At 59.4% G+C, this 26,978-nt stretch carries 25 protein-coding genes; 13 read left to right on the top strand and 12 right to left on the bottom strand.

Going from position 1 to position 26,978, the window contains the following annotated elements; genetic code table 11:
- Positions 1–34: 34 nt before the first annotated feature.
- Positions 35–265, bottom strand: a complete 231-nt coding sequence (locus tag ACVVH8_RS12430) for a hypothetical protein (protein WP_103303510.1) — start codon at positions 263–265, stop codon at positions 35–37.
- Positions 266–448: 183 nt separating this feature from the next.
- On the opposite strand from ACVVH8_RS12430, the gene ACVVH8_RS12435 reads away from it, so the two are divergent.
- Both ACVVH8_RS12435 and ACVVH8_RS12440 read left to right on the top strand, forming a co-directional pair.
- A complete protein-coding gene (locus ACVVH8_RS12435) occupies positions 449–1,006 on the top strand; it encodes an NADPH-dependent FMN reductase (protein WP_103303511.1) in 558 nt (185 codons plus the stop codon).
- A gap of 156 nt (positions 1,007–1,162) precedes the next feature.
- On the top strand, positions 1,163–2,446 hold the full coding sequence (locus ACVVH8_RS12440) for an arsenic transporter (RefSeq protein WP_475230446.1): 1,284 nt from the start codon (positions 1,163–1,165) through the stop codon (positions 2,444–2,446).
- A gap of 545 nt (positions 2,447–2,991) precedes the next feature.
- Here ACVVH8_RS12440 and ACVVH8_RS12445 read toward each other — a convergent pair.
- Positions 2,992–3,942: a DUF1853 family protein gene (locus tag ACVVH8_RS12445; RefSeq protein ID WP_401297378.1), complete on the bottom strand. Its 951-nt coding sequence runs from the start codon at positions 3,940–3,942 to the stop codon at positions 2,992–2,994.
- Between the two features lie 115 nt (positions 3,943–4,057).
- Here ACVVH8_RS12445 and ACVVH8_RS12450 point away from each other — a divergent pair, with 115 nt between their 5' ends.
- From ACVVH8_RS12450 to pepN, 8 genes are all read left to right on the top strand, one after another.
- Positions 4,058–4,948 (top strand): NAD(+) kinase, encoded by an 891-nt coding sequence (locus ACVVH8_RS12450; RefSeq protein WP_003224174.1) that lies wholly within the window; start codon positions 4,058–4,060, stop codon positions 4,946–4,948.
- A complete protein-coding gene (locus tag ACVVH8_RS12455) occupies positions 4,945–5,919 on the top strand; it encodes a metallophosphoesterase (RefSeq protein ID WP_371919307.1) in 975 nt (324 codons plus the stop codon). The genes ACVVH8_RS12450 and ACVVH8_RS12455 overlap by 4 nt, the downstream gene beginning before the upstream one ends.
- Positions 5,920–5,976: 57 nt before the next feature.
- Positions 5,977–7,326, top strand: a complete 1,350-nt coding sequence (locus ACVVH8_RS12460; protein WP_103303516.1) for an ATP-binding protein — start codon at positions 5,977–5,979, stop codon at positions 7,324–7,326.
- Positions 7,326–7,811: a hypothetical protein gene (locus ACVVH8_RS12465; protein ID WP_103303517.1), complete on the top strand. Its 486-nt coding sequence runs from the start codon at positions 7,326–7,328 to the stop codon at positions 7,809–7,811. Before ACVVH8_RS12460 ends, ACVVH8_RS12465 begins: the two co-directional genes overlap by 1 nt.
- Positions 7,811–8,734, top strand: coding sequence for a tetratricopeptide repeat protein (locus tag ACVVH8_RS12470; protein ID WP_475230448.1), 924 nt, complete (start codon positions 7,811–7,813; stop codon positions 8,732–8,734). Before ACVVH8_RS12465 ends, ACVVH8_RS12470 begins: the two co-directional genes overlap by 1 nt.
- 108 nt (positions 8,735–8,842) lie before the next feature.
- Positions 8,843–9,103: a YeaC family protein gene (locus tag ACVVH8_RS12475; RefSeq protein ID WP_008079610.1), complete on the top strand. Its 261-nt coding sequence runs from the start codon at positions 8,843–8,845 to the stop codon at positions 9,101–9,103.
- Positions 9,100–9,930, top strand: coding sequence for a DUF2797 domain-containing protein (locus ACVVH8_RS12480; RefSeq protein WP_103303520.1), 831 nt, complete (start codon positions 9,100–9,102; stop codon positions 9,928–9,930). The genes ACVVH8_RS12475 and ACVVH8_RS12480 overlap by 4 nt, the downstream gene beginning before the upstream one ends.
- 10 nt (positions 9,931–9,940) lie before the next feature.
- Entirely contained in the window at positions 9,941–12,598 is a 2,658-nt protein-coding gene (gene pepN, locus ACVVH8_RS12485) for an aminopeptidase N (RefSeq protein ID WP_475230451.1), read from the top strand.
- Between the two features lie 121 nt (positions 12,599–12,719).
- Here the strand turns inward: pepN and katG are convergent, their stop codons facing one another.
- Positions 12,720–14,990, bottom strand: a complete 2,271-nt coding sequence (gene katG, locus ACVVH8_RS12490; RefSeq protein WP_475230453.1) for a catalase/peroxidase HPI — start codon at positions 14,988–14,990, stop codon at positions 12,720–12,722.
- Between the two features lie 337 nt (positions 14,991–15,327).
- Between katG and ACVVH8_RS12495 the strand changes: the two genes are divergently transcribed.
- Positions 15,328–17,364: a TonB-dependent receptor gene (locus ACVVH8_RS12495; protein ID WP_475230455.1), complete on the top strand. Its 2,037-nt coding sequence runs from the start codon at positions 15,328–15,330 to the stop codon at positions 17,362–17,364.
- Between the two features lie 70 nt (positions 17,365–17,434).
- Here the strand turns inward: ACVVH8_RS12495 and ACVVH8_RS12500 are convergent, their stop codons facing one another.
- Positions 17,435–19,666 (bottom strand): LTA synthase family protein, encoded by a 2,232-nt coding sequence (locus ACVVH8_RS12500; protein WP_475230458.1) that lies wholly within the window; start codon positions 19,664–19,666, stop codon positions 17,435–17,437.
- A gap of 380 nt (positions 19,667–20,046) precedes the next feature.
- Between ACVVH8_RS12500 and ACVVH8_RS12505 the strand changes: the two genes are divergently transcribed.
- Both ACVVH8_RS12505 and ACVVH8_RS12510 read left to right on the top strand, forming a co-directional pair.
- Positions 20,047–20,646: a hypothetical protein gene (locus ACVVH8_RS12505; protein WP_475230461.1), complete on the top strand. Its 600-nt coding sequence runs from the start codon at positions 20,047–20,049 to the stop codon at positions 20,644–20,646.
- Positions 20,647–20,702: 56 nt separating this feature from the next.
- A complete protein-coding gene (locus tag ACVVH8_RS12510; protein ID WP_475230463.1) occupies positions 20,703–21,224 on the top strand; it encodes a DUF2846 domain-containing protein in 522 nt (173 codons plus the stop codon).
- 59 nt (positions 21,225–21,283) lie between these two features.
- Here the strand turns inward: ACVVH8_RS12510 and ACVVH8_RS12515 are convergent, their stop codons facing one another.
- From ACVVH8_RS12515 to ACVVH8_RS12550, 8 genes are all read right to left on the bottom strand, one after another.
- Positions 21,284–21,481 (bottom strand): helix-turn-helix transcriptional regulator, encoded by a 198-nt coding sequence (locus ACVVH8_RS12515; protein WP_103303527.1) that lies wholly within the window; start codon positions 21,479–21,481, stop codon positions 21,284–21,286.
- On the bottom strand, positions 21,478–21,852 hold the full coding sequence (locus ACVVH8_RS12520; RefSeq protein WP_475230466.1) for a hypothetical protein: 375 nt from the start codon (positions 21,850–21,852) through the stop codon (positions 21,478–21,480). The genes ACVVH8_RS12515 and ACVVH8_RS12520 overlap by 4 nt, the downstream gene beginning before the upstream one ends.
- An 88-nt stretch (positions 21,853–21,940) precedes the next feature.
- The gene (locus ACVVH8_RS12525) at positions 21,941–22,396 is read right to left on the bottom strand and encodes a MarR family winged helix-turn-helix transcriptional regulator (RefSeq protein ID WP_103303529.1); all 456 of its coding nucleotides are present in this window, start codon (positions 22,394–22,396) and stop codon (positions 21,941–21,943) included.
- Between the two features lie 184 nt (positions 22,397–22,580).
- Positions 22,581–23,033 carry an Ohr family peroxiredoxin gene (locus tag ACVVH8_RS12530; protein WP_315446576.1) on the bottom strand — a complete coding sequence of 151 codons (453 nt, stop codon included), beginning with the start codon at positions 23,031–23,033 and terminating at the stop codon, positions 22,581–22,583.
- A gap of 206 nt (positions 23,034–23,239) precedes the next feature.
- Positions 23,240–23,719 (bottom strand): copper chaperone PCu(A)C, encoded by a 480-nt coding sequence (locus ACVVH8_RS12535; protein ID WP_401297358.1) that lies wholly within the window; start codon positions 23,717–23,719, stop codon positions 23,240–23,242.
- Entirely contained in the window at positions 23,719–24,324 is a 606-nt protein-coding gene (locus tag ACVVH8_RS12540) for an SCO family protein (protein WP_090284058.1), read from the bottom strand. Before ACVVH8_RS12540 ends, ACVVH8_RS12535 begins: the two co-directional genes overlap by 1 nt.
- A gap of 157 nt (positions 24,325–24,481) precedes the next feature.
- Entirely contained in the window at positions 24,482–25,876 is a 1,395-nt protein-coding gene (locus ACVVH8_RS12545) for an efflux transporter outer membrane subunit (RefSeq protein ID WP_475230469.1), read from the bottom strand.
- A gap of 280 nt (positions 25,877–26,156) precedes the next feature.
- Positions 26,157–26,951, bottom strand: a complete 795-nt coding sequence (locus tag ACVVH8_RS12550) for a helix-turn-helix transcriptional regulator (protein WP_475230471.1) — start codon at positions 26,949–26,951, stop codon at positions 26,157–26,159.
- Positions 26,952–26,978: the final 27 nt, after the last annotated feature.

Consider the following 26,978-nt stretch of genomic DNA (forward strand, 5'->3'; position numbering starts at 1 on the left):
GTCTGCGTATATGACTTCAGCTCATAACGCCGGGTTATGAAGCGATGGTTGGCTCAGGTTCGCGAACCAGAGTAATGCCTGACTGAACCAGCAAAAACTCGTTGTCGCTGACCTTGTTGACGCGATCGCCAATGGCCAGTTTGTAAATAGGCTCCGAGCCAGTGGAACCGTCTGCCGACGGGTTGGATTCCTGGAATTCATGCACGGAATAAACGCGGCCTTCCGCATCTCTTGCATGGAACTGACCGACGAGTACTGCTGCCATCTGCTTAGAACCTCTGGAGATAAAACGCTTGATTTGCGGCTTGGTAGACCGTCATCAAGGCCTGTAAGTTTTCCTACAGGAAAAAAATAATCAGCACGCGGGAATTTCCCTTGCCTGCTGGTGGAATCGTCACCGAATCATCTATAACTAGTGGCTCCTCCCACGGACCATCGAGAGTCTTCCATGAGCAATGTCTACAACGTCGCTGTAGTGGTCGGTAGCCTGCGCAAAGCTTCGATCAATCGCAAGGTCGCTCTGGCACTGGCCGAGCTGGCCCCCTCGAACCTCAAACTCGAGATTGTCGAAATTGGCGATCTGCCACTCTATAACGAAGACATCGACGGCGATTCACCGCCGGCAGCCTACAGCACTTTTCGGCAAAAAGTGGGTTCATCCGACGCGGTGCTGTTTGTAACCCCCGAGTACAATCGTTCCGTGCCTGCACCGTTGAAGAATGCCATCGACGTCGGTTCGCGGCCCTATGGCAAGAGTGTCTGGAGCGGCAAGCCGGGCGCGGTGATCAGTGTTTCGCCGGGTGCCATCGGCGGTTTTGGCGCCAACCAGCATTTGCGCCAGTCGTTTGTGTTTCTCGATGTGCCATGCATGCAGCAGCCTGAAGCGTATCTGGGCGGCGCGGGGTCGGCGTTTGATGAGGCGGGCAAATTGAGCGAGACAGTGAAACCTTTCCTGCAAAAATTCATCGATGCTTATGGGCAGTTCGTAGAACACCACAAAAAATAAGCCAAACACGGAACACGATGTAGGAGTGAGCCTGCTCGCGATAGCGGTGTATCAGTCGACTGATTGGTAACTGACAGTCCGCTATCGCGAGCAGGCTCACTCCTACAGTTTTTTGTGTTGGCTTCACTACTCCATTTCAATTTAAGGCTGTTGCGGATGCTTGCTGCGTCACTGATTTTCCTCCTGACCATTACCCTGGTGATCTGGCAACCCAAAGGCCTCGGCGTCGGCTGGAGTGCGACGTTGGGTGCCGTGCTGGCGCTGATTTTCGGCGTGGTGCACCTGAGCGATATTCTGCTGGTGTGGCAAATCATCTGGAATGCCACTGGTACCTTCGTCGCGTTGATCATCATCAGCCTGCTGCTCGACGAGGCCGGTTTTTTTGCCTGGGCCGCGCTGCATGTAGCGCGATGGGGGCGCGGCAGTGGGCGCAAGTTGTTTGCCTTTATGGTGCTGCTCGGGGCATTGGTCTCGGCGCTGTTCGCCAATGACGGCGCGGCGCTGATTCTCACGCCGATTGTTATTTCCATGTTGCTGGCGCTGCGGTTCTCGCCGGCGGCGACGCTGGCGTTTGTCATGGGCGCAGGGTTTATCGCTGATACGGCGAGTCTGCCGCTGGTGGTGTCGAACCTGGTCAACATCGTCTCGGCGGATTTCTTTCATATCGGCTTCAACCGCTACGCGGCAGTGATGGTGCCGGTCAACTTCGTCAGTGTTGCGGCGACGCTGGGCATGCTGCTGTGGTTTTTTCGCCGTGACATTCCGGCTGCTTACGACCCTGAACAGCTCGAACATCCGGAAACCGCCATCCACGACAAAGCCACGTTTTATGCCGGTTGGGCAGTGTTGGCGATTTTGTTGATTGGTTGTTTTGCGCTGGAGCCGCTGGGTATTCCGATCAGTGCGATTTCCGCCGTGTGCGCGGCGTTGCTGCTGGGTATCGCCGCCCGTGGCCACAAGATTTCCACGCGCAAGGTAATGAAAGAGGCGCCGTGGCAGATCGTGATTTTCTCGCTGGGCATGTATCTGGTGGTCTATGGCCTGCGCAATGCCGGGCTGACCGGGTATCTGGCGGGGTGGCTGGATGTTTTTGCCGGGCATGGTGTGTGGGGCGCGGCGCTCGGGACCGGGGTGCTCACGGCGTTGTTGTCGTCGATCATGAACAATTTGCCGACGGTGCTGATCGGGTTGCTGTCGATTGATGCCAGTCAGGCGAGCGGGGTGATCAAGGAGGCGATGATCTATGCCAACGTGATTGGCAGCGATCTGGGGCCGAAGATCACGCCGATTGGCAGTCTGGCGACTCTGCTTTGGCTGCATGTGCTGGAGCGTAAGGGGATCCGGATTGGCTGGGGATATTACTTCAGGGTCGGGATTGTGCTGACGGTGCCGGTGTTGTTGGTGACGTTGGCGGCTTTGGCTTTGCGGTTGTCTTTTTAACGCTTTCGCCTGGCGGCGACTTACTTTGGCAAAAGCCCCAAAGTAAGCAAAGGTCTTTACCCTGACGTCCGGCCCTCGCTGTGGCTCGGGTTCCTTCGCTCCGGGGTTCATCCGGGGCATCGCCTCCGGTTTGCTTCGCTGCACCTCCTCTCGATGTCCTCCCCGGATGAACCCCTCCGCTCAGCCTGCCGACGGGCCTTTTAAGATCAAAAGCGGTACTCGAGCTAACGCTCATTGTGTTGAGTGGTGAAGGTCAAAGGCGGTACTCGAGCTAACGCTCATTGTGTTGAGTGGTGAAGATCAAAGGCAGTACTCGAGCTAACGCTCATTGTGTTGAGTGGTGAAGGTCAAAAGCGGTACTCGAGCTAACGCTCATTGTGTTGAGTGGGGCGGCATGCGCCGCGTTTTGGGTGTAATCATTTCTTTATGGGAGCTGGCTTGCCAGCGATGGCGGCCTGTTAGCCGACCAATTTCCACCGGATGTAGTCGATACCCTAGAGGAGCGAGCCTGCTCGCGAAGAGGCCGGTATTGGCAAAATATTCTTTCAGGCCTGGCCCGGTACGTTCGGCCAGAGATCGGAAACGAGGAATAGCCGCTCTGCCTCTTCCCATTCCCCCTGCGCATTCTCGGTCAGGCGCACCATCAATTGCGCCGGGGCCAGCGGCTCCAGTGCATCCAGCCACATCTGCAAGTGCTGTTGCTCCCAGGCCTGATCCGCCGGGTAGTGCGCCGGCGCGAGCCAGGCGTGGCGGGGCAGGGGTTGCCAGCGGCCGGCCGGGCGCTGGGTTACGAAGGCTGGCCAGTCTTTCTGATGCAGCCAGCTGCCGCGCAGATGCTGTGGATGCGCGCCGCTCGGTGATTCAGCCGTGCCCGGCCATGGATAGAGCAAATACCCGCCCAGCCACAGTTGCGCACTGAATACTTCGATATCCAGCGCCGCCAAGACTTCGCGGCTTTCCGGGCGCGCCGAAATCGGCAGTTGATGCTCGGCCAGATGCGCCAGTTTGCGGTCCAGTCGATCATGGCAGCCCGGGCCCAGCCATTGCGCCGGGTCGCGGCCATCGCCGTTCTGCGGGCCGAGGTAGAGCTTGATCGCCAGTTCCAGGTGATGCACGCCGTCGCGATCACGCAGCAGCATGTCCAGTTCACCGAGTGTGTGGCCCTCGCGGCGGATCGGCAGGTTGGCGGCTATCAGTTCGATCCCCGGCGCGTGCTCTACGGCAAACTGCCACAGCCGCTCGTAATACAGGCCCAGGCGCCGGGTGCGTGCCTGGGACAACCAGTGCAGCAGGCCGTAGCTGTCGCGATCGAGTTGGCGTAGCCATTGTTCCAGTCGCTCGGGATCTCCCACCCAGTCGCTGCCCGCCAGCGGATGACGTTGCGGCCACGGGGTGGTGGCGAGCATCGGCGGGGCGAGGATGACCCACGCCAGATCGCGCACTTCGGGATGGCGTAATTGGTGGGGTAACGAGAGCAGCTCGGGAAATAGGATCATCTTGCGAGCATAGCCTTAAACATGAGGTCATCCTTGAGGCTGAAAGGATTTTGTCTAACGGCGGCTTTCGCCCATAATCGGGTTTTTCGCGTTTTCGATTGTCCGCAGAGGTCCCATGGAGCAATTTCGTAATATCGGCATCATCGGTCGCCTGGGCAGTTCCCAGGTGCTGGATACCGTCCGCCGACTGAAACGCTTTCTGCTCGATCGTCACCTGCATGTGATCCTCGAAGACACCATCGCCGAAGTCTTGCCGGGCCATGGCCTGCAAACCTCGTCGCGCAAGATGCTCGGTGAAGTCTGCGACATGGTCATCGTCGTCGGCGGTGACGGCAGCCTGCTCGGCGCCGCCCGGGCGCTGGCCAAGCACAATATCCCGGTGCTCGGCATCAACCGTGGCAGCCTCGGCTTTCTCACCGACATTCGCCCGGATGAGCTGGAAGTCGAAGTGGCCAAAGTGCTCGACGGCCACTATCTGGTGGAAAACCGCTTCCTGCTGCAAGCCGAAGTCCGCCGCCATGCCGAGGCCATCGGCCAGGGCGATGCGCTTAACGACGTAGTGCTGCACCCCGGCAAGTCAACCAGAATGATCGAGTTCGAGCTGTACATCGACGGCCAGTTCGTCTGCAGCCAGAAGGCCGACGGCCTGATCGTCGCCACGCCGACCGGTTCCACTGCGTACGCACTGTCTGCCGGCGGGCCGATCATGCATCCCAAGCTCGATGCCATTGTGATCGTGCCGATGTATCCCCATATGTTGTCGAGCAGGCCAATTGTGGTCGATGGCAACAGTGAGCTGAAAATCGTCGTGTCGAAAAACATGCAGATTTACCCGCAGGTCTCCTGCGACGGGCAGAACCACTTCACCTGCGCGCCGGGCGACACCATCACCGTCAGCAAGAAAGCCCAGAAGCTGCGGTTGATTCACCCGCTCGACCACAACTACTACGAAGTCTGCCGGACCAAGCTTGGCTGGGGCAGCAAGCTGGGCGGTGGAGGCGACTGATGCTCGATCCCGCGCGCAGTTATGACTTGATCGGTGACGTGCACGGATGCGCCCTGACCCTCGAACACTTGCTTGACCGACTCGGTTATCACAAGCAGGGCGGGGTCTGGCGACATCCTTCACGCATGGCCGTGTTCGTCGGCGACATCATCGACCGTGGCCCGCGAATTCGCGAGGCGTTGCACATCGTCCACGACATGGTCGAGGCCGGTCAGGCGTTGTGCATCATGGGCAACCACGAATTCAACGCGCTCGGCTGGAGCACTCCGGCGCCACCGGGCAGCGGCAAGCAATTCGTGCGTGAACATACGCCGCGTCACGCGCGTCTGCTCAACGAAACCCTGACCCAGTTCGAAGGCCATCCCGGCGATTGGCATGATTTTCAGCGCTGGTTCTATCAGTTGCCGCTGTTTGTCGATGCCGGGCGTTTTCGCGTGGTGCACGCCTGCTGGGATGCCGGGCTGATCGAGCCGTTGCGCGCGCTGTTCCCGAATGGCTGCATCGACGAGCATTTCCTGCAGTCTTCGGCAGTGCCCGGCAGTTTTGCCTGCACCGTGTTCGATCGTTTGTTGCGCGGCACCGATATGCGCCTGCCCGATGGCCAGACCATGATCAGTGGTGACGGTCTGGTGCGGTCGTTCTTCCGCACCAAGTTCTGGGAAGACGATCCGAAAACCTACGGCGACATCGTGTTCCAGCCCGATGCATTGCCGGAGCCGGTGGCGCAAACCCCGCTGACTTCCACTGAAAAGAATTCGCTGCTGCGCTACGGCGTCGACGAGCCGTTGCTGTTTGTCGGGCACTACTGGCGCAGCGGCAAACCGGCGCCGATCCGCCCGAACCTCGCCTGTCTGGATTACAGCGCCGTGCTCTACGGCAAACTCGTTGCTTATCGCCTGGATCAGGAAACCCGCCTCGATCCGCATAAATTCGTCTGGGTCGATGTCGAGCGGCCGGAGGTGCTGCAATGATCGCGGTCTGCTCATTCTGCTATTTCAATCTGCAACTGGCTGTCACAAGGATTCACCATGGATGACACGACGCTGGATCAACTCGAGGCCGCGCTGCTGGCCTCGCCGGGAAACGTCGCGTTGCTGACGCTGGTGCTCAAGGCCTGCCTTGAGCGCAATGACAGCCAGCGCGGCCTCAAACTGCTTCCCGCCGACCTGCACCAATTGCCGGACGCCGAGGCTCTGAAGCCGATCGCGGCGCAGTTGTACCTGGGCGCCGGGCAGGCTGAAAAAGCCTTGAACCTGGCGAGCGGTGAGGGCGCCCATCTGCAACTGTTGCGCGCACGGGCACTGGCCGACCTTGATCGCCTCAAGGAAGCGTTGGTCGAGTACCGCGCCGCCATCGCTGCCAACCCGGCGTTGGAAGACATGGCGCTGTGGCGTCGCCTGAACGTGTCGGTGGTGGATTTTGCCGCTGGCGAAGGGCGGCCGAAACTGCGGGTGATCTCCAACGACGACACCGATCAGACGGAAGTCCGCCGACTGTTGGTGCCAGACACCGAAACCGTGACGTTCAACGACATCGGTGGCCTGGACGATCTGAAAAAGACCATCCATAAAAAGATCATCCTGCCGTACCAGAAGCCGGGGTTGTTCGAGCGCTTTCGCAAGCGCGTCGGCGGCGGTGTGCTGCTGTACGGGCCGCCTGGCTGCGGCAAAACCTTACTGGCCCGAGCCACCGCCGGCGAGTGCAAGGCGAAGTTTTTCAACGTGGCGATTTCCGACGTGCTGGACATGTACATCGGCGAGTCCGAACGCAAGTTGCACGCCTTGTTCGAGCAGGCGCGGGCGCAGGCACCGGCGGTGATGTTCTTCGATGAAGTCGAGGCGCTGGGCGGCAAACGCTCCAATACCCGCGAGTCGACGTCGTCGAAACTGGTCAGCCAGTTCCTCTCGGAAATGGATGGCTTCACCCATGACAATCATGGCGTGCTGATCCTCGCGGCAACCAACGTGCCGTGGTCGGTGGACTCGGCGTTCCGCCGTCCCGGTCGCTTCGACCGCGTGTTGTTTGTGCCGCCACCGGATCGTGCCGCCCGCGAAAACATGCTGCAACTGATGGTCAAGGGCCGTCCGCTGGCGGCTGATATCGATTTCGCCTTCCTTGCCAAACACACCTCGGGCTTCTCCGGCGCGGACCTCAGCGAGCTGGTGGAAACCGCCGCCGATGAAGCCATCGAAGAGTCGATCAGTGAAGGCGCCGAGCAACCGATTTGCGACCGCCACTTCAAGCAAGCCTTGAAAGAAGTCCGCGCGACGACGCTGGAATGGCTGACCACCGCCCGCAACTACGCGCGTTATGCCAACGAAGGCAATCAGTACGACGAAGTGCTGGCGTTTCTCGACAAACATGGCAAGGGACGCTGATGGGAACCCAGAATATTTACCGCATTGAAGACGAACCGCGTCCGGGCGGCCTGGCGCGGTTTGCCGTGTCGCCGTTCTGGCCATTGCTGGCGCTGATGATGGGCGGGCTATGGCTGGGTTTGCCGTGGTTCGTGCTCAACTCGGTGGCCGTGGGCAGCCCGACGCGCAAGCGTGAGTGGATCTGGGTTGGCGTCGGTGCCGTGGGCAGCGTGATCCTCGGCCTGGCCTTGATCAGCTTGTTGAACAACGGCTACCTGAGCACTCAGGCACAGATCCAGTACGCCTTGCTGGTCCTGGTGGTGTGGAAACTGAGCATCGGTTACGTGCTGTACACCCTGCAGAACTCGACCATCGAGCTGTATCAATATTATGGCGGCGTGCTCAATCGCTTCGCGCCGCTGGTCGCGCTCGCAGGCGCCTTCCTGCTCAAAGGAATCGTGGTCACTCTGGTGCCCGCGACCCTTTGGTACCTGGTGGTGAGCTGATGAATACCTCTTATCTGCTGCAAGTGGCTTATCAGCGGTTGCAGTCCGGCCACAACGACGGCGCCATCGACAGCCTGCGACAGTTGCTGGCCGATGACCCGGAATGTGCCGAAGCCCACGCCTTGCTGGCGCTGTGTCTGCTCAACATGCGTCGTCTGCATGCCGGGCGCCACGAAGCCTCGATGGCATTGGCGATGGACCCGGCGTTGCCGTTGGCGCATTACGCCGCCGCGCATATCGACATGGCTGCGCGGCAATTCAAGAGCGCCGAACAGCACCTGTTGCAATTGCTCGACATGGAACCGACGGAGCCGCGTTACTACCGCAGCCTTGCGGATCTGTTCCAACTGACGGGGCGCCTTGCGCAGAGTCAGGCGCTGCTGGAGAAGGCGCTGGAGCTGGGCCCCGACGATCCGGCCAATCTGGTGGCGATGGCCGAATATCATCAGGCCTGTGGCCATTGGCAGCATGCCGAAACTTTTGCCCGCCAGGCACTCCAGGCCGATCCCGGGCATGCCGGTGCCGTGGTGGTGCTGGGTCGTTTGCTGCTGCGTCAGGGCGATATCAACGGTGCACGCGAACACGCGATCTGGGCCCTGCAGGAAAACGCCAGCAATGTCTCGGCGCTGAGCCTGCTGACCGCCGTGAAGGCTCGCAGCAATGTGTTCATGGGGCTCTGGTGGCGGTTCAACAGCTGGATGAACGACCGCAGTACGACTGGCGCCATCATCCTGTTGCTGGCGATGTTTGTGGTGTATCGCGTTACCGTGATCACCCTCACCGCACAGGGCTACCCCGGTGCCGCCGAGGTTATTGACTGGGTGTGGCTGGCGTTCGCCCTTTACACCTTCACCGCACCGCAGATTTTCCGGCGTGCGCTGGAGAAAGAGCTGACGCAAGTAAAGCTTTCAAGGGAATTCTAGGACGACAGGCCAGGGTGCCTGTCGTTCCGCTCGCTGACCTGATGCCCGGCAGTGTCTTGCCGCTTCAGCGCCGTTAAACTAGCGACATTCATTGGAGAGTGTTCAAACATGTCGTCTTTTGCCGAAATGATCAAAAACATCACCCCGGACATCTACGAGAGCCTGAAACTGGCCGTGGAAATCGGCAAGTGGTCGGACGGTGGCAAGCTCACCGCCGAGCAGCGTGAACTGTCGTTGCAGGCGATGATCGCCTGGGAAATCCAGAACCTGCCTGAAGATCAGCGCACCGGTTACATGGGCCCGCAAGAGTGTGCGTCGAAGTCGATCGAAGTGCCGAACATCCTGTTCAAATCGGATGCCATCCATTGATCGAGATTGGCCGCGGTGCAATCAGCAAAATGTCGGCGCGCCTGGACGGGCCGAATGTGCAATACGCGTTTCGTCTGGATGACGTCGAGGTGCCGGTCAACCCGTTGATCGGCACCACGGTGCGTCTGGAGTACCTGGGGGCGATTCACTGCACCCATTGCGGGCGCAAGACCAAAACCAGTTTCAGCCAGGGTTACTGCTACCCGTGCATGACCAAACTGGCACAGTGCGACCTGTGCATCATGAGCCCGGAGCGCTGCCACTACGACGCCGGCACCTGCCGCGATCCGCTGTGGGGCGAGCAGTTCTGCATGACCGATCACGTTGTGTACCTGGCCAATTCGTCAGGGATCAAGGTCGGCATCACGCGTGCTACCCAGTTGCCGACCCGTTGGCTCGATCAGGGTGCGAGTCAGGCGTTGCCGATCATGCGCGTGTCGACGCGGCAGCAGTCGGGCTTCGTTGAAGACTTGTTCCGCAGTCAGGTGGCCGACAAGACCAACTGGCGTGCACTGCTCAAGGGCGATGCGGTGGCGGTGGATCTGGCACAGGTGCGCGATCAGTTGTTCGAAAGCTGCGCCGAAGGCCTGCAAGGCTTGCAAGAGCGATTCGGCCTACAAGCGATTCAGACGATTGCCGATGTAGAACCTCTCGAAATCCGCTATCCGGTCGAGCAATACCCGGCCAAAATCGTCAGCTTCAACCTGGACAAGAACCCGATTGCCGAAGGCACGCTGCTGGGGATCAAGGGTCAGTACCTGATCTTCGACACCGGCGTGATCAATATTCGTAAGTACACGGCTTATCAGCTCGCCGTGCATCAATAAGGACTCCAGCATGCGCACCGAACAACCGAAGATGATTTACCTGAAGGACTATCAGGCGCCTGAGTACCTGATCGATGAAACACACCTGACCTTCGAGTTGTTCGAGGACCACAGCCTGGTCCACGCGCAACTGGTGATGCGCCGCAACCCGGCACGTGGCGCCGGCCTGCCGCCGCTGGTGCTCGATGGCCAGCAGCTGGAACTGCTCTCGGTGACCCTCGCCGATAAAGAGCTGGCTGACGGCGACTATCAGTTGTCCGAGAACCATCTGACCCTGCAACCGACCAGCGAAACCTTTACGGTCGACACCAGCGTCAGGATCCACCCGGAAACCAACACCGCGCTGGAAGGCCTGTACAAGTCCGGCACGATGTTCTGCACCCAGTGCGAGGCCGAAGGCTTCCGCAAGATCACCTATTACCTCGACCGCCCGGACGTGATGAGCAAGTTCACCACCACCGTGGTCGCCGAACAGCACAGCTATCCGGTGCTGCTCTCCAACGGCAACCCGATTGCTTCAGGCCCGGGTGAAGACGGCCGGCACTGGGCAACGTGGGAAGACCCGTTCATGAAACCGGCGTACCTGTTCGCGCTGGTGGCCGGTGATTTGTGGTGCGTTGAAGACACCTTCACCACCATGACCAAGCGCAACGTTGCGCTGCGCATTTACGTCGAGCCGGAAAACATCGACAAGTGCCAGCACGCGATGAACAGCCTGAAGAAGTCGATGCGCTGGGACGAAGAGGTCTACGGTCGCGAGTACGATCTGGACATCTTCATGATCGTCGCCGTCAACGACTTCAACATGGGCGCGATGGAGAACAAGGGCCTCAATATCTTCAACTCCAGCGCCGTGCTGGCCCGCGCCGAAACCGCCACCGACGCCGCGCATCAGCGGGTCGAGGCAATCGTCGCCCACGAATACTTCCACAACTGGTCGGGCAACCGCGTGACCTGCCGCGACTGGTTCCAGCTGTCGCTCAAGGAAGGCTTCACCGTATTCCGCGATTCCGGCTTCTCCGCCGACATGAACTCGGCCACGGTCAAGCGCATTCAGGACGTCGCCTACCTGCGTACCCACCAGTTCGCCGAAGATGCAGGTCCCATGGCCCACGCCGTGCGCCCGGACAGCTTCATCGAGATTTCCAACTTCTACACCCTGACCGTGTACGAAAAGGGTTCGGAAGTGGTCGGCATGATCCACACCTTGCTCGGCGCCGAAGGCTTCCGTAAAGGCAGCGATCTGTACTTCGAACGCCATGACGGTCAAGCCGTGACCTGCGACGACTTCATCAAGGCCATGGAAGATGCCAACGGTGTCGACCTGACCCAGTTCAAGCGCTGGTACAGCCAGGCCGGCACACCGCGTCTGGCAGTGAGCGAGTCTTACGACGCTGCGGCGAAAACCTACAGCCTGACCTTCCGCCAGAGCTGCCCGGAGACCCCGGACAAGGTTGAAAAACTGCCGTTCGTGATCCCGGTCGAACTGGGTCTGCTCGACAGCAAAGGCAACGAAATCGCCCTGCGTCTGGTTGGCGAGACCTCGGCTCAAGGCACCACGCGCGTCATCTCGGTGACTGAAGCCGAGCAGACCTTCACCTTCGTCGACATCGCCGAACAGCCGCTGCCATCGTTGCTGCGCGGTTTCTCGGCGCCGGTGAAACTGAGCTTCCCGTACAACCGTGACCAGTTGATGTTCCTGATGCAGCACGACAGCGACGGTTTCAACCGCTGGGATGCCGGTCAGCAACTGTCGGTGCAGGTGCTGCAAGAGCTGATCGCCCAGCAGCAGAAGGGCGAGAGCCTGGTGCTCGATCCACGGCTGATTTCGGCGCTGAAAACAGTGCTGTCCGACGAGTCGCTGGATCAGGCGATGGTTGCCGAGATGCTTTCGCTGCCGGGCGAGGCGTACCTCACCGAAATCAGCGAAGTGGCGGACGTCGACGCCATCCATATCGCTCGCGAGTTCGCCCGCAAGCAACTGGCGGACAATCTGTTCGAAGCGCTGTGGCTGCGTTATCAGGCCAACCGCGACCTGTCGAAGCAGACGCCGTATGTAGCCGAGGCCGAGCACTTCGCCCGTCGCGCGTTGCAGAACATTGCGCTGTCGTACCTGATGCTCAGCGGCAAGCCGCAAGTGCTGGCAGCGGCGCTGGAGCAATTCGAAACGGCCGACAACATGACCGAGCGCCTGACGGCGCTGGCGGTGTTGGTCAACTCGCCGTTCGAAGAGCAGAAAGCCCTGGCCCTGGCCAGTTTCGCCGAGCACTTCAAGGACAACCCGCTGGTCATGGATCAGTGGTTCAGCGTGCAGGCCGGCAGCACTTTGCCCGGCGGTCTGGAGCGCGTGAAAGCGTTGATGCAGCACCCGGCGTTCAACATCAAGAACCCGAACAAGGTGCGTGCACTGGTCGGTGCGTTTGCCGGGCAAAACCTGATCAACTTCCACGCGGCGGATGGTTCCGGTTATCGCTTCCTCGCGGATCTGGTGATCGAGCTGAACGGCTTCAACCCGCAGATCGCTTCGCGCCAATTGGCGCCGCTGACTCGCTGGCGCAAATATGATGGTGCGCGGCAGGCGTTGATGAAGGGTGAGCTGGAGCGGATTCTGGCTTCGGGGCAGCTATCGAGTGATGTGTATGAGGTCGTCAGCAAGAGCCTGGCCTAAGGTGTTTTAACACCAAGCCCTGTGGGAGCTGGCTTGCCAGCGATAGCGGTCTATCAGTCAACAGTGATGTTGAATCTGCTGCCGTCATCGCGGGCAAGCCCGCTCCCACAGTTATTTTGCGTTACTTCAAATCAAATCGATCCAGGTTGGTCACTTTCGTCCAGGCCGCCACGAAGTCCTTGACGAACTGCTCCTTGGCATCCGAACTGGCATACACCTCGGCCAGCGCCCGCAATTGCGCATTGGAACCGAACACCAGATCAACCCGCGTCGCCGTCCACTTCACGCTACCGTTTTTACGGTCGCGGCCTTCGAACTCATCGGCATCCCTTGAAGTCGGCTTCCACTCCACACCCATATCCAGCAGGTTGGTGAAGAAGTCGTTGGTCAACGCTTCGGTTTGCGATGTGAACACACCATGGCGGGTTCCCCCGACATTGGTATTCAACACGCGCAAGCCACCCAGCAGCACGGTCATTTCCGGCGCGGAGAGGGTCAGTAGTTGCGCCTTGTCGATCAACAGCGCCTCCGCTGAAACCCGGTATTTGCCCTTGCTGTAATTGCGGAAACCATCGGCAATCGGTTCCAGAAAACCAAACGAATCAACATCGGTTTGCTCCTGCGAGGCATCCGCACGCCCCGGCGTAAACGGCACCGTCACCGAGTGACCGGCGTTTTGCGCCGCTTTCTCGATCCCGGCATTGCCCGCCAGCACAATCAGATCCGCCAGCGAGACTTTCTTGCCGGAGGCGCCGCTATTGAACTCTCCCTGAATGCCTTCAAGAGTTTGCAGCACTTTGGCCAGTTGCTCGGGCTGGTTGGCTTGCCAGAATTTCTGCGGTGCCAGACGTAACCGGCCACCGTTGGCGCCGCCACGTTTGTCCGACCCACGGAAAGTTGAAACGGCGGCCCAAGTGGTTGAAACCAATTGCGACACCGAAAGCCCCGACGCAAGGATTTTGCTTTTCAGCGCGGCAGCGTCGCTCTCGTCGATCAGTGGATGCGTGACCTCTGGAATCGGGTCCTGCCACAGCAGTTCTTCGTTAGGCAGTTCCGGGCCGAGGTAGCGGGACAGCGGGCCCATGTCGCGGTGGATCAGTTTGTACCAGGCGCGGGCGAAGGCGTCGGCCAGTTGATCGGGATTGGCCAGAAAGCGCCGGGAGATCTGCTCGTAGGCCGGGTCAAAACGCAGCGCCAGGTCAGACGTGAGCATGGTCGGGTCAATGCGTTTGTTCGGATCGTGAGCGTGAGGAATGGTCCCGGCACCGGCGCCGTTCTTCGGTTTCCACTGATGCGCACCTGCCGGGCTTTTGGTCAGTTCCCACTCGAAGCCGAACAGGTTTTCCAGATAGTTGTTGCTCCATTGGGTGGGTGTGGTGGTCCAGGTCACTTCGAGGCCGCTGGTGATGGTGTCTGCGCCCTTGCCGGTGCCGAAGGCGTTTCTCCAGCCCAGGCCTTGCTCTTCAAGCCCGGCGGCTTCCGGCTCTGCGCCGACGTTATCGGCAGGGCCCGCGCCGTGAGTCTTGCCGAAGGCGTGACCACCAGCGATCAGTGCCACGGTTTCCTCATCGTTCATGGCCATGCGGCCAAAGGTTTCGCGGATATCGTGGGCCGAGGCTACCGGGTCCGGGTTGCCTTCGGGACCTTCCGGGTTTACGTAAATCAGGCCCATCTGCACAGCGGCGAGCGGGTTTTCCAGATTGCGCTCGCCCTGATCGGTGCGGCTTTCTTCTTTGCCATGCAAATCCGGTTCAGCCACCAGCGTACCGTCGCCGGGCTCCTGCATAGCGGATTTGTCTTTGCCGTAACGGCTGTCGCCGCCCAGCCATTCGTGTTCCGAACCCCAGTACACGTCTTCGTCCGGTTCCCAGACGTCGGGACGACCGCCAGAGAAACCGAAAGTCTTGAAGCCCATCGATTCCAGCGCGACGTTACCGGTGAGCACAATCAGGTCAGCCCAGGAAATATTGCGGCCATATTTCTGCTTGATCGGCCACAGCAGACGGCGGGCCTTGTCGAGGCTGACGTTGTCCGGCCAACTGTTGAGCGGGGCGAAACGTTGCTGTCCGGACCCCGCGCCACCACGGCCATCGGCCGTGCGATAGGTGCCGGCACTGTGCCAGGCCATGCGGATGAAGAGCGGGCCGTAGTGCCCGAAGTCGGCCGGCCACCAGTCCTGGGAGTCGGTCATCAGCGCGCGCAGGTCTTGTTTCAGCGCCTGAAAATCCAGGCTCTTGAAAGCTTTGGCGTAGTCGAAGTCCTTGCCCAACGGATCGGACTTGGGCGAGTGCTGACTCAGGATTTTCAGGTTGAGTTGATTCGGCCACCAGTCACGGTTCGTCGTACCACCACCGGCGGCGTGGTTGAAAGGGCATTTCGATTCGTTAGCCATGTTCGGGTCCTTATCAGGTCTGCTACGGCCGGCTCGTGCCGACTTCGGACTAGTAAGGCTAGACCCGACTGGATGAGTCAGCTAATAGCCCGACTATTGGGGGCTGATAGGCGCAGTCTTTCAGGATTTTTTCGCGACTGGCGCCTCTGCCTTAGGCGTTTGCTCAGAAGTTGAAATCCGCGTCCTTGAGCGTTTGGTGACACGCAAAAAGTCAAAATCGTAATGACAGGACGAAATGTTATTGTATAACATGAAATTCGTTTCATTCTGTTTCTGTCAGTGTCGTGTGCAAGACGCTGGCAGCGATGCTCACTTTTCTGCTCACGGAAGTTCTGAAATGCCTGCCCGTTCCCAGCCCCTGCAACGACGACTGACTCCCTTGGCCGCCGCGCTGCTGCTCGCTTCACCGGTATTCGCTGCTGACGCCCTCGAATTGCAACCGCAGGTGATTACCGGCAATCCCTTGGGCAGCCAGATGCTGGCCTCACCGGCGACAGTGCTCAGTGGCGATGACCTTACGCTGGCACAGAAGGGCAGCCTCGGTGAAACCCTGAACAAACAGCCCGGCGTGTCATCGTCGTATTTCGGCCCGGGGGCCAGTCGCCCGATCATTCGTGGTCAGGACGGTGACCGGATTCGCATCCTGCGCAACGGTGTCGGCGCGCTGGATGCTTCGTCGTTGTCTTACGATCACGCTGTGCCGCTGGACCCGGTCAACGTTGAACGCATTGAAATCATCCGTGGCCCGGCCGCGCTGCTTTACGGTGGCAGCGCCATCGGCGGGGTGGTCAACACCTTCGATAATCGCATTCCCACCGAAGCCATCGACGGTATCCATGGCGCTGGCGAGCTGCGTTATGGCGGCGCCGATACCACCCGCAGCAGCGCCGGCAAACTCGAGGCGGGTAACGGTGAGTTCGCCCTGCACCTGGACGCCAGTGCTCGGGAGTTCAATGATCTGAACATTCCCGGTTACGCGAAAACCGGCGCTGAGCGCGCCAACGATGATGGTGATTCACGCAAGCATCGTCTGGCCAATAGTGACGGTCGTCAGGACGGCGGTGCAGTCGGCGGTTCGTATACCTGGGATGACGGCTATGCTGGCCTTTCGTACAGCAATTACGACTCCAATTACGGCTCGCCCGCCGAAGACGACGTGCGCATCCGCATGGAGCAGGAGCATTACGCCTTTGCCTCGCAGATACGCAATCTCGACGGGCCGTTCAGTTCAATCAAATTCGACGCCGGATACACCGATTATCAACATCGGGAAATTGAGGGCGGTGAGGTCGGCACGACGTTCAAGAACAAGGGTTACGAGGCGCGGGTCGAGGCCCGGCATCAGCCGCTGGGGCCAGTCGAAGGGGTGATCGGCGCACAGGTCAGCCGCAACGAGTTTTCGGCGTTGGGTGAAGAAGCGTTTGTGCCGCAGACCGATACGAATGCCGGTGCACTGTTCATTCTTGAGGAGCTGCAAGCCACCGAGCGACTGTTGTTCACGCTCGGTGGACGGCTTGAGCACACTACGGTTGACCCGGATGCCAAGGGCAACGAGCGTTTCGCCAATGCCGACCGTTCGAGCAGTTTCACCGCCGGCAGCCTGTCGTCCGGTGCGGTGTACACACTGACGCCGGTTTGGTCGGTTGCCGCCACCGTCGGTTATACCGAGCGTGCGCCGACGTTTTACGAGTTGTACGCCAACGGTGCGCATGTCGCGACCGGCACTTATGAAGTCGGCGACGCCGGGCTGTCGAAAGAGAAAGCCGTCTCCAGCGACCTCGCTCTGCGTTTCGACAACGGCACGCACAAGGGCAGTGTCGGTGTGTTCTACAGCCACTTTTCCAACTACATCGGCTTGCTCGGTACGGGCCGAACGCTGAATGATGAAGGCGAGGAGGATAGCGGCGGCATTCCTGAATACGCTTACTCGGGTGTGCGTGCGCGCTTCAGTGGCATCGAAGCGCAGGATCGCTGGAGTCTTGGCGAGACTGCCTACGGCAAGTTTGCCCTGGAGTTGTCCGGTGATTACACCCGCGCGAAGAACCTGAATAACGGCGAGGATTTGCCGCGCATCGCGCCGCTACGCTTGAACAGTGGTTTGCTATGGGAGCTGGATCGTTGGCAGGCGCGGATCGACCTTGAACACGCCAGTTCGCAGCATCGTGTGCCGGCCAATGAAAGCAGCACGGATGGTTACACCACGCTTGGTGCCAATGTCGGTTATCACTTTGACGTCGGTCAGAGCAAATGGCTGGCTTTCGTCGATGCCGATAACCTGACCAACCAAACCGTGCGCTACGCCAGTTCGATCCTTCGCGACGTTGCGCCGGCACAAGGACGGAGCATTCAGGTGGGATTGCGCACCACGTTCTAAATCACTCCCCCCCATGCAGGAATTTGATCGTTCCCGCGCCGAGCGTGGGAACAATCAAGAGGGCGGGTAATCAGGTGGACTGTGCGGCTTCGTCTTCCGGCACGTCGTCGAGCGTGTCTTCCTGGCCTGGCAATTCCGTGATCACGCTGAAATCCGTGACCTCGACGGCTCCGAGGCCATAACCCAGCAGATGGAACGAAAAGGCTTTGCGCGGTTGCGGGTTTTCGAAGCTGAAATCCATCTCCAGCGGCTGATCGGCGGTGGCGACCATTTCCGCCGGCAAGCCCAGTTGCACGTCCTGTTCGAATTCCTTGGCCTTGAGTTGAATGAACGCCGCTTGCTGCGGATCCACCGAGCGCACGGTCAGGCGTACGCGGGTGTGCGAGCCCTTGGGCATTTCCAGGTATTGCGCGCCGATCAGGTTGTCGGCCCAATCGTCGATGATCTGCGCTTGCAGCGGGATGATGTTGTTGCTGCCGAACTGATAGCGATGATTGAGCGGGGTGCGTAGCAGCGACAGGTCGAGTGCCGTGGCGCGGGCTGCGATCTGGCGGGCGCGCTGACCGCTGTAGGTGCCTTTGAACGTGGCGCTCTCGGCGATGAAACCGGTGCTTTCGTAATAGCGGCAGCGGCGCGGCATGTCACATTCGGAAAAAATCCCCTTGCCGTCGTGATAGCGCAGTTTGCCGTTGGTGAACGACATGATCTCGCGCCCGGAATCGTAGTCGCGAAACAGCGAACGACCGCTCAGCGCGGTAGGCACCGGCAGGTCGAAGTAGTCGAGGATCGACGTGCTCAGATCGACATGGCCATACACCCCGGCATTGAGTCGCGGCAGTTGCTCATGTTCAGGTGCCAATGTCAGGTTGAAACCCCAGGAAGAGGCCAGGCGCACGCCGTCGATGCCGTGGGATTCATCCGAGGTGATCACCACGAGGGTGTCTTTCAATACACCCTGGCGCTCAAGTCCGCTGAGGAACTGATCCAGTGCATCGTCCAGATAACCGACAGCCGCCTGCTTCGGCGTGTCATAGCGCTGCAGATAATCTTCCGGCGCGGAGTAGGGCTGATGGGTGCCCACCGTCAACAATGTCAGCATCCACGGTTGCTTTTGCTTTTTCAGTTGACCGACATAATCCAGGGCACCTTCAAAGAAGGCCTTGTCGTCCTTGCCCCACGGGAATTCCAGATAGTTGCTGTTGGTGAACCACTCCAGGCCATGAGTCGCATCGAAACCGATGTGCGGCATGATCTTGTCTTTGGCCATGAAGCGCAGGCCGGCGCCCTGCAGATAGTGGGTGCTGAAGCCGTGTTCGCGCAATTGCGCCGGCAGACAGGCCTGATTGCGCTCCTTCTGGGTGAGCATTTCCACGCCTTTGGGCGTGCCGTTGTTCAGTTTGTCGTAATCACCGCAAAGCATGGCGTACAGACCGCGAATGGTCTGGTGTGTATGCAGGACGTAGTCCGGGGTGTTCATGCCGCGCTCGGCCCAACGGCTGAGTCTGGGCATCAGGTCTTCCTGATAATGGCTGCCGATGGCCTCGCGATTGGCGCGGATGTAGGCACCGGGAATGCCTTCCAGGGCGATGACCAAAACGTTGCGCGCCTGACCTGGCGCAGTCAGCAGCTTGTGACCATCGAGATCGACGTCGGTAAGGCCGGCCATGGATGGCGCGACTTCTTCGACATCACCGTCCAGCCATTCCTCGGCCTGAATCTGCACATCGGCGACCTGAGTGGCCAGCAATTGATGGGGCAGGTTGTACGCTCGCCACGGATCTTCCTCGCTCGGCCACAAATTCTGTGCGCCCCAGTGCGCGGCGAACAGCGCCAGCGGCGCCGCCCACAAGGCGCGAGGCAGGGCCGGGCGGGCGATGCCGCGTCCGGCAAACTGGGTTAGCAACCAGACCAGCAGCGCCAGCAACAACGTGACGCCCACACCTGGATGCGCCAGCCCACCGCCCGTGGAGTTTTCGACAAATTGCGGATCGAACAGGTAATGCAGATCGGCCGGGCTCGGCAGTCGGCCGACGGCGCTGACCAGTTCCGCCGTCGCCACTGCCAACAGGCCCCAGAACAACAGCACCGGCAATGCCAGCCACCACGCACGGCGATGCAGCAGAATGACCAGCGAGCTGCCGATGGCCAGATCCGACAGATAACCCAACGGTGTCGACCAACCGAGTGCTGCACGCAGGCACACCGGCACGATCAACAGCAGAAAAATCAGGGAATAGAGGCGGGCACGCGGATGTCGCAAGCCGTTCAAGAAAGCACTCACAAAAAAAGACCTTCCAGTCATTAAACCGTCAAAAAAGTGTGCGCGATGATACCAAGGGAGAGCTGTCTGATCGCCTTTTTAAACACACGGGTGATCTGTTGTCAGACGGCCCTGGAACCGGGGAAAAGGTGCTGGAGCCTTGACAGGCGTTCATGTCAGACGATCAGGGCGCATGCGGCAGGCGAATCGGTGCAGGCGCTTTATTGTTTCAGACTGTTTATCTGGCCGATCAAGCCGGGTAATCCCGCCAGCAAAGGCTGGAACGGGTGTACGGCCGAGGCAATGGCCAGCGCGCCGCTCAAGAATGCCGCTCACCGGGCGATACCAGTGATCTACACGTGCGCCGCAAACCATCGATACGGCGCACGGCATGAATCAGTTGTCAGACTCGGAAATCAAAAATGCTACGGAAAGTTTTCACCTCATTCGCTCATTGGGGCGCTATCACCCTGTGCCTCACGGTATTGAATGGATGCACGACTGCGCGCTATGACGGTTCCCGGCCACCGGATCCGGCCAAGGCGCTGATTGTGGGTTCGATTACCGAAGGTTATCTGACGCAACCGCATGGGCTGACGGTCGAAGTCAGACAATTGAACGAGCCGAACGCGTCGATCACGTTGCAGACGCTGTATAGCGAAGACGATCAGCCTTCCGCCAATCTGCTCGGGCACTTGTTCATGTACGAAGTGCCACCAGGGCGTTATCAGTTCACCGACTGGCGCTACCAGTATTACCTGGGTAATGCGCTCGCACGCCCGGCTCCGGTGGTATTTGAGGTGAAGGCCGGTCAGACACTGTACATCGGCGACCTTTACGCCAATGCCCTGACGTTCTGCCTGTCCAACGTCGATAACGCTGAGAAAACGGTTGAAGGCCTCAAACGCAAGTATGCAGTTCTGCAAAACCGCACGATTTACAACCTGACCGCTGAAAGCGCTTTCAAACCCTGGCCAACTTCTGACGCCAAAGACTCGGGCAAAGGACTTTGCATGTTCTGATGCATGCGTTCGCTCTTGCTGTCCTGCCACCGCTTTTCGCTCAAGGAAAAACATTGATGAGCCGCACCATACTGCTCTGGGCCAGCCTGTTGGCCAGCCTGATCCTGCTCGGCGGATGTAACACCGGACCCGACTTGAAGGGCCAGCCATTCTTCAGTGGCGTGGAACAAGCGCAGCCGGATCAGGCAACGCTGTATTTCTATCGCACGGCCGCGTCGGTCGGGTACTTTGTGACGCCCACGATCAAGGTCAATGGAAAAGACGTCGGGGTTTTACCGTCGGGCGGGTATTTCAAAACGAGCCTGCCGGCCGGGCGCTACAGCATTGAGTCGACGTCGCCGCCTTTTGTCAGCAGCAGCGTCAACAAGCGTTTCGACCTGAACGTCGAGAACGGCAAAACCTACTTCATTGCCGATCAGACCAGCTCGCAAGCCTTCAGTGATGAACAAACGCTGGGTGAGTTGAACGACGCCTACTACTCGGGGGCGCATTTCTTTTTCCGTTATGCGCTAGTGCCGGAGGAGGAAGCGTTGCGTTCGATCAAATGGTGTCAGCAAGTGCCGGTGGCCGTCAGGTAACCTTTTCAGCCGTTGTACCGAGTGGCGATGATGGGTCGAATCTCGCCACGCGGTTCACGTCAGTTCAGCCCATCATCAAAGATGCTTTCAATCGGCATCTCAAACGCCCGGGCGATCTGAAACGCCAGCGGCAGGCTCGGATCGTAGCGTTCGTTTTCAATCGCATTGATTGTCTGGCGTGACACGTTAAGCCGTTCAGCCAGATCGACCTGTGACCATTTGCGTTCGGCGCGCAGTTCCTTCAGGCGATTTTTCATTGGTAACGGCGTCGGGCGATTTGCAGGCCGAGGATCCACATCAAGCCCATCACTGGCCAGACGCATGTCCACGGAATATGCGGGGCACCGACGTTTTCCAGGAAACCGTAGCTGAAGGTCAGCAGGGCCGAGGCAGCGAAGGCGAAACCCAGCGCTTCGAACTGGATGCGCAGGTGCATTTCGTCCATGCGCCGCATGTTGCGCACGATCGCCCAGCACATCAATCCCGCCGGAATCATCGGCATCACCGCGACGGCCGAGCGCAGAATAATGTTGGCCTCCAGCAGATACTGCGAGGCGATCAGCGATGCAGTCAGCACCAGCATGTAAAGGATCAGGGCTGCGCCCAATTCGAGGTAATAGCGGTTCATGCTGCACTTCCTGTGTAAAAGACCCTTTACATAGTCGCTGATGATTTTTCTGATGTAAAGCCTGCTTTCCATAAATTCTGCAGACTGTTTAATCGTCGGCATTCATCGACTTGATCAGGTTGTTGCGCAATTTGACGATCGATTGCTGCATCTGGGTGAACTCGTCCACGGTCAGTCCGGTCGCTTCAAACAGACTGCTGCCTGAGGAGACGTTGCGCAGATCCTTGCCGCTCTGGGTCAGGCTGATGCGCACCTGACGCTCGTCTGCCGGATCGCGCTGACGTTGCAGGTAGCCCATGGCTTCGAGTTTTTTCAGGATCGGCGTGAGCGTGTTGGATTCCAGGAACAGCTTCTCGCCAAGGCTGCCGACGGTCTGGTCGTCTTGCTCCCAGAGTGCGACAACGGTGATGTACTGGGTATAGGTGAGGCCGAGTTTTTCGAGGATCGGTTTGTAGGCTTTGCCAAACGCCAGGTTGGTCGAGTAAACGGCAAAGCACAGGAAGTCGCTGAGTTTGAGATCGGTGGGGGCCTGGGTGTTTTTCATGTTCATCCTCGTGGTCTGTTGAACCGTTGAAACGTATGCGGCGAACTATACGTCGGATGCGATTGTATCGGGAGTGTTGGGTGTCACCATCGACCCAATCGGTTCGCCCTGTACAACAGAGCGAACCGATTGCTTATTTATCCTATGCGACTAAATCGCATGCGATATATCTATTTGGATAAAATCACGCGGTGATGACATTCAACGCCACATCAATGTTGCCGCGCGTGGCTTTTGAGTAGGGGCAGATCTGGTCTGCGGTGTGCGCGAGGTTTTTCGCGATGTCTTCGGCAATGCCCGGTACGCGCAGGGTCAGGCGAGCCTGAAGGAAGTAGGCCGGGCCGGTCTGGCCAAGGTCGACCTCGATGTCCACCGACATGTCGGCAGGCAACACCACATTGAGGTCGTTGGCGACCAGCCCGACCGCAGCGGTGTAGCAGGCGGACCAGGCACCGGCAAACAGTTGCTCGGCGGTGGGATGAGGCAGGGCGTTGGCAAACACATGAGCCGGTTTTGCGCTGCCCGGCGAGGACAATTGAATGTCGAGGTTGCCGTTGTGACCACGGGAGGTGAGGCCGGCGCTGGCAGCTGTGGTGTGGGTTTTGCCGGTGGCGAGTACTTTTTCGATCTTGCTCATGGGATTAATCCTCAAAGACATAATAGTTGGTTGTTATCGTATGCGGTTAGATCGCATGCGATTGAATAATAATCCTCCTGCCGCGGATTTCTGTCAACCCGCCCTGGCGGCCTCATGCGACGGGCGGTAAACGATGTCTCGCGCAAAAAAAACGGGGCGGCCTGATCAGTGATCAGGCCGCCCCGTGGGTACTGCAGTCAGTCAGATCAATGCATTTTGCTGTGATCGTGACCTTCCATGTTGGTCAGTGAACGCACGGCGGCCTTCACTTCAACGGTTTCTTTCTCGCCCTTGGCGTTTTCCACGGTCAGGGTCAGCGGCACGCTTTCGCCTTCTTTCAGTTGACCGTTCAGGCCCATCAGCATCACGTGGTAACCGTTCGGGTCAAGCTTGACGGCTTTGCCGGCCGGCAGTTCGACGAACTTCACCGGGCCCATGCTCATGACGTCGTTCTTCATGGTCATTTCGTGGATCTGCACGTCTTTGGCCACCGGGGTCGCGACGCTGAGCAGCTTGCTGTCGCTGTCGGCGGTGAGGGTCATGAACGCGCCGCTGGCGGACTGGGTTGGTACGGTGGCACGAACCCAGGCATCGTCGACCTTGGTTTGCGCGGACGCCTGGAACGCCAGGCCCAGCAGCGAGAGACCCAATACCGCGTGTTTGATCGAGTTCAGAACAGGTTGCATCAGCAAACCTCCATAACAGTAAGCAAATCTTCCGTGCATTGTTCTGCCGAAAGCGAGGTGGACAGACCCAGGCGCAAGCCGCCGTTGGAGTCGTAAACGTAACTGGTGGCGGTGTGCGAGATGGTGTACGTGTCGCCGGCGGGGACTTTCTCGTAGAACACGTCGAATTCCTTGGCCGTGGCCTGGGTTTCCTCAAGCGTGCCGTACAGCGCAACGAAGGTCGGATCGAAGGCTTTCATGTAGGCGTCGAGGATTTCAGGCGTGTCGCGTTCGGGATCGAGGGTGATGAAAATCACCTGCAAGCGATCGCCATCGGCGCCCATCAGCTTTTTGATTTTCGCCGCGCGGGCCAGAGTGGTCGGGCAGACGGCCGGGCACTGGGTGAAGCCGAAGAACACCATCGGCATCATGCCGCGAAAGCTCGACAGGGTCATGGTTTCGCCATCGGTGTTCTTCAGTTTGAAGGTGCGCCCCATGATCTTGTTACTCAGATCCTTGCCGTACTTGTACGACAGTTGGCCACGGGTGTCGCAACCGGCGAGCAGGCCGAGCCCGAGTACGCCCATTCCCGCAAGCACCTTGCGGCGAGTCAACAAAGCCGTCATCTAATACCGCCTTTTGCAGCCCGTCAGTCGACAGGACTGGCGGGGGGGTTAACCGTAAAAGCGGCGCATGATACCAAACTGAACCGGCGAGTCGGTTTTTGATCGGCTGACAGGGTGTCGCAGGGCGACAAAAGGTGTAAGAAAAAGTGACGGGTGCTTACTGAACTTTCGCCTCCGTTGCCCGCCAACCGCCGCCCAGCGCGGTGTACAGATTCACTTCGGCGACCAGTTGCGCGAGGCGGTCGGTGATCAGCCCTTGCTGCGAACTGAAAAGTGAACGCTGGGCATCGAGAAACACCAGACTGCTGTCGACGCCATTCTGATAACGGTGTTGCGCCAGGTTGTAATAGTCCTGAGTGGCTTGCACCAGATCGCGCTGCGCCTGTAATTGCTGCTGATACGTGCTGCGTGCCGCCAGCCCGTCAGCGACTTCCTGAAACGCCGTCTGAATCGATTTCTCGTATTCGGCCACGGCCACGTCTTTCTGCAATTTCGAATAATCAAGGCTGGCGCGCAGGCTGCCGGCATTGAAAATCGGCAGGCTGATCTGCGGCTGAAACGTCCATGCCCCGGAGCCGGCGCCGAACAAACCCGAGAGGTCGCGGCTGGACGTACCGGCGTTGGCCGTCAGACTGACGCTGGGGAAAAACGCCGCTCGCGCCGCGCCGATGTTGGCGTTGGCCGCTTTCAGTTTGTATTCGGCCTGGAGAATGTCCGGGCGCCGTTGCAGCAGATCCGACGGCACACCGGCCGGCAGTTGCAGCACCAGATCGCTGGCCAGCGGACGTGCAGGCAAGGACTCCGACACTGGCGCGCCGACCAGCAGCGTCAGGCTGTTCAAGTCCTGCGCGACCTGACGCTGATAACGCGCCAGATTCGCCCGAGAGGTATCAACGCTGGTTTTCGCTTGCGCCTGCTCCAGCGCCGACGACTTGCCGGCTTCGCGGTTGCGCGTGGTCAGGTGCAGGCTCTGCTCATCGGCGGCGAGGGTCTCGCGGGTCAGGGCCAGCAGTTCCTGATCGGCGCGCCAGGTCAGGTAGGCGTTGGCGACGTTGGCCACCAGGCTCAACTGCGCACTGCGCCGCGCCTCTTCGGTGGACAACCAGGTTTGCAAGGCCTGTTCACTGAGACTGCGCACGCGGCCGAAAAAATCCAGCTCATAGGCGCTGATACCGAGGTTGACCGAGTAGGTCGAGTTGATCATGGCTTTGCTGCGGGTCACGCTCGGCGGCATGCGTTGCCGCGATTCGCTGGCGTTGGCCGACACCGCCGGCAGCAGGTCGGCGCGCTGAATGCGGTACTGCGCCTGGAAGGCTTCGACGTTCAACGCCGCTACACGCAGGTCGCGGTTATTGATCAGGGCGCTTTCGATCAACTGTTGCAGGGCCGGGTCGTTGAACAGCGTGCGCCAGTCTTCGTCGGTCGTTGCCGCCTGCGGACCTTGCGGATATTGCGCGGCACTTGGTGAGGCGGGGCGTTGATAGTCGGGAATCAGTGAGCAACCAGCCATCAGCATGGCCATGGACAGCAAGGAAATTCGCAGGGTGGACATCGAACAGCCTCATGCGCGGAAGATGAAGGATTGAAAGCAGACGAGCATTTTGTGGTGAGGGGATTTATCTGTGGTGAGGGGATTTATCCCCGATGGCCTGCGCAGCAGGCCGCTTCTTTGAGATCAAAAGGGGGGCGCTTCGCGCCCCATCGGGGATAAATCCCCTCGCCACAGGTAAATTCCCAGATCACAGGTAAATCCCCAGATCACAGATAACTCCCGAAACACAGAAAGATCTCTCTCCACGGTGTTAACAGGTCAGGAAACTCAACGGTTCAGATCACGCCCCGGCCATCCATTTCGCCAGACCATGCCGGCCACTGACACCCAATTTGGCCGTAGCGCGTTTAAGGTAGGTCTCGATCGAACTGTTCTTGACCCGCAGCTTTTCCGCCATGTGCGGCACCGTGCCGCCGGTCAGCAAACCCAGGCAGACTTCTTTTTCGCGTGCCGACAGCACAACGCCGCTCAACATCAGGCGCTCATCGAACACCAGCGCAAGGGGGGCGTGATCCAGATCGATCGAGGGCAGGCGCGGTTGTCTGGCGATGGTTTGCCGACTGATCTGCGCATGTCGCTCGATCAGAGGCAGCAGGGTGTCGGACAGACTCTTGAGGAATGACAGCTCCGGCAGGGAAAACACCCGTTGAGTGTGCGGACGGTAAAACGAGATGACGCAACGGCGGTTGGACGTGCGTGACACCAGATTGCATTGGTGGACGCTGTGTTGCGGGTGGCAGGGCAGAAGCGAGGCTTTCAATTGGATCAACAGTGAATCATTCATCTCGATCATTTTCTGCAACAACGGGTGATCGTCCGGGCTCTCCAGGGGATCCGGCGGCGGGAAGGTTCGTGCCGGACCGGCACTGCCCAGCGGCTTGATCTCGACCACGCTGGCCTGACGCTCATCAAGCGTCCACTCGGTCAGATCGACCCGATTGACCGGCACCAGAGTGTCGACCAACTGGAGCATGTTCGTGGCGAAGTGATCATCGCCCGTGCTTGCAATCAGTTCCCCCAATTGCCAGTAGAAGTGCGGGTTTTCCATATTGCGAATGCTGCCGGTCAGATTCATATCCTTGTCATCCCTGGTACAGAGCCA

This window comes from Pseudomonas trutticola BRTCR10 (assembly GCF_056155105.1).

Excerpts from the sequence above, each read along its gene's own strand:
- ACVVH8_RS12430 (WP_103303510.1), bottom strand. The coding sequence starts at position 265 with ATGGCAGCAGTACTCGTCGGTCAGTTCCATGCAAGAGATGCGGAAGGC.
- ACVVH8_RS12435 (WP_103303511.1), top strand. The coding sequence starts at position 449 with ATGAGCAATGTCTACAACGTCGCTGTAGTGGTCGGTAGCCTGCGCAAA.
- ACVVH8_RS12440 (WP_475230446.1), top strand. The coding sequence starts at position 1,163 with ATGCTTGCTGCGTCACTGATTTTCCTCCTGACCATTACCCTGGTGATC.
- ACVVH8_RS12445 (WP_401297378.1), bottom strand. The coding sequence starts at position 3,942 with ATGATCCTATTTCCCGAGCTGCTCTCGTTACCCCACCAATTACGCCAT.
- ACVVH8_RS12450 (WP_003224174.1), top strand. The coding sequence starts at position 4,058 with ATGGAGCAATTTCGTAATATCGGCATCATCGGTCGCCTGGGCAGTTCC.
- ACVVH8_RS12460 (WP_103303516.1), top strand. The coding sequence starts at position 5,977 with ATGGATGACACGACGCTGGATCAACTCGAGGCCGCGCTGCTGGCCTCG.
- ACVVH8_RS12465 (WP_103303517.1), top strand. The coding sequence starts at position 7,326 with ATGGGAACCCAGAATATTTACCGCATTGAAGACGAACCGCGTCCGGGC.
- ACVVH8_RS12470 (WP_475230448.1), top strand. The coding sequence starts at position 7,811 with ATGAATACCTCTTATCTGCTGCAAGTGGCTTATCAGCGGTTGCAGTCC.
- ACVVH8_RS12475 (WP_008079610.1), top strand. The coding sequence starts at position 8,843 with ATGTCGTCTTTTGCCGAAATGATCAAAAACATCACCCCGGACATCTAC.
- pepN (WP_475230451.1), top strand. The coding sequence starts at position 9,941 with ATGCGCACCGAACAACCGAAGATGATTTACCTGAAGGACTATCAGGCG.
- katG (WP_475230453.1), bottom strand. The coding sequence starts at position 14,990 with ATGGCTAACGAATCGAAATGCCCTTTCAACCACGCCGCCGGTGGTGGT.
- ACVVH8_RS12495 (WP_475230455.1), top strand. The coding sequence starts at position 15,328 with ATGCCTGCCCGTTCCCAGCCCCTGCAACGACGACTGACTCCCTTGGCC.
- ACVVH8_RS12500 (WP_475230458.1), bottom strand. The coding sequence starts at position 19,666 with ATGACTGGAAGGTCTTTTTTTGTGAGTGCTTTCTTGAACGGCTTGCGA.
- ACVVH8_RS12505 (WP_475230461.1), top strand. The coding sequence starts at position 20,047 with ATGCTACGGAAAGTTTTCACCTCATTCGCTCATTGGGGCGCTATCACC.
- ACVVH8_RS12510 (WP_475230463.1), top strand. The coding sequence starts at position 20,703 with ATGAGCCGCACCATACTGCTCTGGGCCAGCCTGTTGGCCAGCCTGATC.
- ACVVH8_RS12515 (WP_103303527.1), bottom strand. The coding sequence starts at position 21,481 with ATGAAAAATCGCCTGAAGGAACTGCGCGCCGAACGCAAATGGTCACAG.
- ACVVH8_RS12520 (WP_475230466.1), bottom strand. The coding sequence starts at position 21,852 with ATGAACCGCTATTACCTCGAATTGGGCGCAGCCCTGATCCTTTACATG.
- ACVVH8_RS12525 (WP_103303529.1), bottom strand. The coding sequence starts at position 22,396 with ATGAAAAACACCCAGGCCCCCACCGATCTCAAACTCAGCGACTTCCTG.
- ACVVH8_RS12530 (WP_315446576.1), bottom strand. The coding sequence starts at position 23,033 with ATGAGCAAGATCGAAAAAGTACTCGCCACCGGCAAAACCCACACCACA.
- ACVVH8_RS12535 (WP_401297358.1), bottom strand. The coding sequence starts at position 23,719 with ATGCAACCTGTTCTGAACTCGATCAAACACGCGGTATTGGGTCTCTCG.
- ACVVH8_RS12540 (WP_090284058.1), bottom strand. The coding sequence starts at position 24,324 with ATGACGGCTTTGTTGACTCGCCGCAAGGTGCTTGCGGGAATGGGCGTA.
- ACVVH8_RS12545 (WP_475230469.1), bottom strand. The coding sequence starts at position 25,876 with ATGTCCACCCTGCGAATTTCCTTGCTGTCCATGGCCATGCTGATGGCT.
- ACVVH8_RS12550 (WP_475230471.1), bottom strand. The coding sequence starts at position 26,951 with ATGAATCTGACCGGCAGCATTCGCAATATGGAAAACCCGCACTTCTAC.